Origin of the sequence: Massilia sp. BSC265 (assembly GCF_000740675.1) — a bacterium.
Classification (GTDB): Bacteria; Pseudomonadota; Gammaproteobacteria; order Burkholderiales; family Burkholderiaceae_D; genus Telluria.
On the sequence record NZ_JPXI01000038.1, the window covers coordinates 43,137 to 49,156 of the forward strand.

At 66.4% G+C, this 6,020-nt stretch carries 5 protein-coding genes; 4 read left to right on the plus strand and 1 reads right to left on the minus strand.

The window, feature by feature from the left end:
- The first annotated feature begins 128 nt into the window (after positions 1-128).
- Positions 129-2,783, plus strand: a complete 2,655-nt coding sequence (gene pepN, locus MA09_RS18900; protein WP_229440781.1) for an aminopeptidase N — start codon at positions 129-131, stop codon at positions 2,781-2,783.
- Between the two features lie 503 nt (positions 2,784-3,286).
- On the opposite strand, the gene MA09_RS18905 is transcribed toward pepN, so the two are convergent.
- Complete coding sequence (locus MA09_RS18905) at positions 3,287-3,622, minus strand: hypothetical protein (protein ID WP_036251967.1); 336 nt, start codon at positions 3,620-3,622, stop codon at positions 3,287-3,289.
- 105 nt (positions 3,623-3,727) lie between these two features.
- Between MA09_RS18905 and MA09_RS18910 the strand changes: the two genes are divergently transcribed.
- From MA09_RS18910 to MA09_RS18920, 3 genes are all read left to right on the plus strand, one after another.
- Positions 3,728-4,594, plus strand: coding sequence for an endonuclease/exonuclease/phosphatase family protein (locus tag MA09_RS18910; RefSeq protein ID WP_036251970.1), 867 nt, complete (start codon positions 3,728-3,730; stop codon positions 4,592-4,594).
- A gap of 104 nt (positions 4,595-4,698) precedes the next feature.
- Positions 4,699-5,136 (plus strand): thioesterase family protein, encoded by a 438-nt coding sequence (locus MA09_RS18915; protein ID WP_200883096.1) that lies wholly within the window; start codon positions 4,699-4,701, stop codon positions 5,134-5,136.
- Positions 5,137-5,328: 192 nt separating this feature from the next.
- Positions 5,329-6,020, plus strand: a 692-nt coding sequence (locus tag MA09_RS18920) for a DUF1565 domain-containing protein (protein ID WP_152594713.1), incomplete at its 3' end; no start/stop codon positions are given.

The following is a 6,020-nucleotide window of genomic DNA, read 5'->3' on the forward strand; positions in this document are numbered from 1 at the left end:
ATCCTCCTTTCGCCCGTACGTACGTTCTACATTCGTATATGTATGTGGTGTAAATGACACCCCGCTCATGCTATTCTTGCGCGATTATTTTTATCCGCGCACCGAGCCTGCGCTGTCCAGGAGACCACGTGAAACACTTCGCCCCCCGCGCCATGGCGTTCGCCATCGCTTCCGCCTTCGTCTTCAACACCGCGAGCGCCGCGCCGGCAGTTGCCGGCCCGGCCCGTGCCGAGAACGCCTACCTCTCGGAAGCCGACGCCATGGCGCGTTCGGCGCGCGTGTCGAACGTGGACTACGTGCTCGACTTCACGCTCACCGGCAAGGAAAGCTTCGCCGGCACCACCACCGTCACCTTCGACCTCAAGGATACCGACTCGGCCCTGACCATCGACCTCGACAAGGCGACCGTCAAGTCGGTCAGCATCAACGGCAGGCAGGTGCCGGCCCGCTACAACAACTGGTTCGTCACCCTGGCGCCGGAGCACCTGGCCAAGGGGCGCAACACCGTCACCATCAGCTACGAGCGCCTGCACAGCACCAACGGCGAAGGCCTGCACCGCATGGTCGACCCGGTCGACGGCCGCGTCTATACCTACTCGCACTTCGAACCGGCCGCCGCGCACCAGATGTTCGCCGTGTTCGACCAGCCGGACCTGAAGGCCACCTACACCGTCACCGTGAATGCCCCGGCCGACTGGCACGTGATCACGACCACCCGTGAGTCCCATATCGCGGATGCGGCCGGCGGCAAGCGCTGGACCTTCCCGAAGACCAAGAAGCTCAGCCCCTACAACTTCTCGCTGCACGTCGGACCGTACCAGGTCTGGGAAGACAAGAGCGGCAAGTACCCGATGCGCCTGTTCGCGCGCCAGTCGGTCGCCAAGCAGGTGACGCCAAGCGACTGGTTCCGCTACACCAAGGCCGGCCTGGAATTCTTCGACAACTACTACGGCATCCCTTACCAGTTCGAGAAGTACGACCAGCTCCTGGTGCCCGACTTCCTGTACGGCGCCATGGAAAACGCGGCGGCGATCACCTTTGCCGAAGCCGGCTTCTTGTACAAGGCCGAGATGACCCCGGCGCAGAAGATGCGCCTGGCCGAGGTCATCATGCACGAGATGGCGCACCAGTGGTTCGGCGACCTGGTCACCATGAAGTGGTGGAACGGCCTGTGGCTGAACGAAAGCTTCGCCTCGTTCATGGCGACCCTGGCCACCGCCGAAGCCACCGAGTTCAAGGATGCATGGCAAGCCTTCTACCAGCAGGACAAGCAGGGCGCCTACACCATGGACCAGAAGGTCTCGACCCACCCGATCGAGGTGCCGGTGCCCTCCTCGGCCAATGCTTTCGACAACATCGACGCCATCACCTACTCGAAGGGCGCCTCGACCCTGAAGCAGCTGCGCCACATGCTGGGCGAGGAAACCTTCCGCAAGGGCGTCCACAACTACCTGGTCAAGTACGCCTGGCAGAACGCGACGCTCGATGACTTCATCCGCAGCCTGGGCGACGCCGCCGGCCGCGACCTCTCCAAGTGGTCAAGGGACTGGCTGTACCAGGCCGGCGTGAACACCATCACCGCCAACTACAGCTGCTCCAACGGCAAGATCGCCAATTTTGCGCTGGCGCAGACGGCGCCGAGCAAGGAGCTGCCGACCCTGCGTGAACAGCGCGTGCAGGTGGCCGCCTTCAAGCGCGAGAACGGCAAGCTGGTGCTGGCCAAGAACGTGCCGGTCACCTACGCGGGTGCCAGGACCAATGTCGCCGCCATGGTGGGCGCCGCCTGCCCGGACCTGGTGTATCCGAACTACCAGGACTGGGGCTTCGTGAAGGTCAATCTCGACAAGCGCTCGTTTGAAACCGCCCGCAGCACCCTGGGCGGCGTGGAAGACCCGCTGCTGCGCGCCATGCTGTGGCAGGCGCTGTGGGACGGCGTGCGCGATGCCAAACTGCCGCTGAACGAGTTCATCCAGGTCGCGCTGGCGAACGCGCCCCAGGAAAAGGATTACACCCTGCTCGGCGACGTGCTGGGCAAGGTCACGTCGTCCAAGTACTACCTCGACGCCATGGGCCTCGACAATGCGTATGCGAAGCAGACCGGCAAGAAGCTGGAAGACCTGGCCTGGCAAGGCGTCGTCGCCAACAAGGGCAACGACAGCTTCCAGCGCCGCTGGTTCGGCACCTACATGAGCCTGGCGAGCAGCCAGGAGGCACTGGCGCGCCTGGCCGGCATGCTCGAGGGTAAAGGAACCGAAGGCCTGAACATCAGCCAGGATCAGCGCTGGGGCATCATCAACCGCCTGAACCGCTATGACTACCAGGGCGCGGCCGCGCTGGTCGAAGCCGAGCAGGCACGCGACAAGTCCGATACCGGCCAGGGCGCGGCGATCGCCGCCACCGTGGTGCGCCCGGATCCGAAGGTCAAGAGCGAGTGGCTGAGCACCGTCGAGGACCTGAAGACCAAGCTGCCGTTCTCGCGCATCCGGACCGCGATGGGCAGCATGTACCCGGTCGAGCAGCACAAGCTGGCCGAGCAGACGGCAAGCGACCGCCTGGCCAAGCTGCCGGCGATCGACAAGGCGGCCGGCCCGGTCTTCATGCGCACCTACGCCAACACCATGATTCCGGCCGGCTGCACGCCGCAGAGCGTCCAGCGCCTGCAGGGCGCCGCCGACACCATGAAGGACCTGTCGGCCGGCACCCGCCGCTCGCTGCTCGACACCCTGCAGGAAGACCAGCGCTGCGTGGCGATCAAGAAAGCGATGACGGCGCCGAAGTCGTAATCGCACGTGCCGGCGGCATACCCGTGGCGCACGCCCGGCTGGCCACTGCTGGCCGCGCTGGGCGTCCACCTGCTGCTGGCCTCGAGCTGGCGGATCGCGCATCGGTGGCGCCGTCGGCGGCGGGGCCACGCTATTCGACACCGGGGGCGCTGGAGGCTCTGCTGGCCTGGTCCGCTGCCCCAGCCACGGGGACTGGAAGCGCGACTGAAACGCCGGCCACCGCGCCGCCTTCGCCGCCGTCTGTCGACAGCCTGCACCATCGATCCGGCATTCTGCCGACAGCCGGCATCCGCACATTCCGCACATTCCGCACCGGGCCGGCATGCGTCGCGTACCGATCACGTAACAATCACGCAACAACAACGCAAGATGCCCTGACACGCCCGATCGCTGCCGTACTTGCCTGACCGGCTAGGGCATCGACGCGCAATGAAGTGCCTGGCCTGGGCCTCCTCCAGCCCTGAAAGACCCGGACGGTCGCATGGTGCCGTCCGGCGTTCGCCTCAGCGCATCCCGCCATTGCCGCCCGCCGGTGTGCACAGTTCCACCACCCGGCGCCATGCCCCGGTACCCTCGCACACGACCGGCGGCCGCCCCTGCAGCAGCTTGCCAAGGTCGACCGGCTTGCCCTCGTTGACGATGACACCCCGGTTGATCGGGATGCACATCGCGTCGTGCCAGGCGGCCGCATAACCCTGCGGCGTCGGCAAGGGTCCGCGTGCCCGCACGGCTGCCGCCTCGCATGCCTTCTTCGTCTTGTAGGTTCCACGCAGGCTGGTGCTCTCCAGCATGACATCGCGGTGCTGCTGCAGGTAAAGCAGCAAGATCATCGTGAACATCCACTCTCCTTATCCGCGCCGGGTGCCTTTTCCCGCACGCCTGACCTTGTTCAAACGACGGGCCCCGCCCGGCGGTTAGCCTGTGGGTCCACAGAAAGGACCACCATGTTCAAGCTCGTTACCTGGAATATCCAGTCCGGCCGCAGCCCGGACGGCAAGACCGATCTCGACCGTATCATCGCATGCCTCGACCGTTTTTGCAGTTTTGACATGCTTTGTGTACAAGAAGTTTCAAGCGGCTACACGGCCGGCGGCGAAGACCAGTTCGCCATGCTGCGCGAGCGCCTGCCCGGCTATACTGGTTTCGAGGCAATTGCCTGCGATACCATTTCGGACCGCGCCGATCCCGGCGCCGGCGATGCTCCCCGCCGCCGCTTCGGCGTGATGGTGTTCTCGCGCCACCCGGTGCTGCAAGCCTTGCGCCACTCCCTGCCCTGGCCATCCGAGCCCGAGGTGATGAGCATGCCGCGCACCGCGCTCGAACTGACGGTGGCCGCGCCCGGCGGCCTCCTGCGCGTCACGACCGTCCATCTCGAATACTTCTCGCAGCGCCAGCGCATGGCCCAGGTGGAACGCCTGCGCGACCTGCACCGCGAAGCCAGCCTGCATGCACTCTGTCCACCGGCGCCGGGCCGCGGGCCCTTCGCGGTGCCGCCACGCGCCATGCCGGCCCTGCTCGCCGGCGACTTCAACATGCTGCCCGGCTCGCCGGAACACCAGCGCCTGCTGGCGCCATTCGGGGACGGCGTCCAGCCCTGGCGCGACTGCTGGCAACTGGTCCAGCCCGGGCGGCGCCATGCGCCCACCGTCGGCCTGCACGATCCCAATCCCAATGGGTCCGCGCCCTTCACCTTCGACTATGTCTTTGCCAGCGCCGACCTGGCGGAACGCGTGCGGCGGGTGCGGGTCGACGCCAGCGAACAGGGGTCGGATCACCAGGCGCTTCTGGTTGAGCTGGACCTGGCCACCTAGCCGGCGGCTGAGCCATCAAGACACCCGGGCCAGCGGCCGGCCGTACAATGGCGGTGTCGCGGCTGCACGCCGCCCGAACCGCTATCCGCTTCACGAGGCCACACTTGGATTGGGACTACCCGCAACCCTTCACCTTCCCCGTCACGCCGGAAGCCGGCGACATCGACGGCCTGAACCATACCAACAATGCCGTCTATGTGCGATGGTGCGAGCAGGCCGGCTGGGCCCACTCGGAACAGCTCGGCCTGTCGCTGGACGATTACCGCCGCCTCGACCGCGCGATGGCGATCCGGCGCGGCGAATACGACTACCTGCTGCCGACGCTGCTGGGCGAATCCCTCACCCTGGCCACCTGGCTGGTCGCGGGCGACGGCAAGCTCGCCATGGAACGCCGCTTCCAACTGGTGCGCGACAGCGACGGCGCCACCGTGCTGCGCGGACGCTGGGACCTGGTCTGCATCGAGATCAGCAGCGGCCGCCCGCGCCGCATGCCAGCCGAGTTCGTCGATACCTACATGCCGGCGGTGACGCAGACCGTGTAGGGCATGCGCTCACAGGCAGTCAATCTGTCCGGCCTGCCGGCATTTATTGAGGCAGAGCATCTTTCCTCTTGATCGCCCAAGAGGTGATGCCACGTATTGAGTGCGCTCAAAGTAGACATTGAGACAACCGGCCTCGTTCCCGCTTGTGCTGGGTCAAACTGGCTCCGTTACGTCCGCTGCCTCGAGGGGAAGATGCGCCAATACCCGTTCACCGCTGTCCGGCCCGCCAAACGCACGCTGTTTGCCGCCCTGCTCTGCACCTTGCTCGGCGCCATGCTGCTGTCCGGCTGCCGCCTGCGCGAGCCCGGCCAGGAAGACCTCGTCATTCCCGAACTGGTGCGCACGCACCTGTACGTGTCCCCGTCCGGCTCGGACAGCAACCCCGGTACGCGCGACGAACCCTTCCGCACGCTCATGCGCGCAGCCCAGGCCGTCACGCCCGGCACCACGGTACACGTGGCGCCCGGCACCTATTTCGGCGGCGTGCGCACCAGCACCCACGGCACGGCGGAGGCCCGCATCGTCTTCGAATCCACCGAGCGCGGCGCCGCGCGCCTGGTGCCGCCGCTCGATTCGCGCCAGCCCGCGGCCTGGGACAACCGCGCCAACTACCTCGACATCGTCGGCTTCGAGATCGACGGCAGCCAGTACCAGAGCGGCATGAAGTGGCTGAGCGGCATCTACAACGGCGGCTCGCACAACGGCATCCACCACAACCGCATCCACCACATCGGCAACGACGTGCCCTGCGAGGCCAAGGGCGGCGCCGGCATCGGCATCGACAGCTATTACAAGGGCAACCAGGCCGAAGGCAACGGCAACCGCGTGCACGACCTCGGCCCGCGCGGCTGCCGCTACCTGCACGGCATCTACATCAGCACCAC

Excerpts from the sequence above, each read along its gene's own strand:
- MA09_RS18910 (WP_036251970.1), top strand. The coding sequence starts at position 3,728 with ATGTTCAAGCTCGTTACCTGGAATATCCAGTCCGGCCGCAGCCCGGAC.
- MA09_RS18905 (WP_036251967.1), bottom strand. The coding sequence starts at position 3,622 with ATGTTCACGATGATCTTGCTGCTTTACCTGCAGCAGCACCGCGATGTC.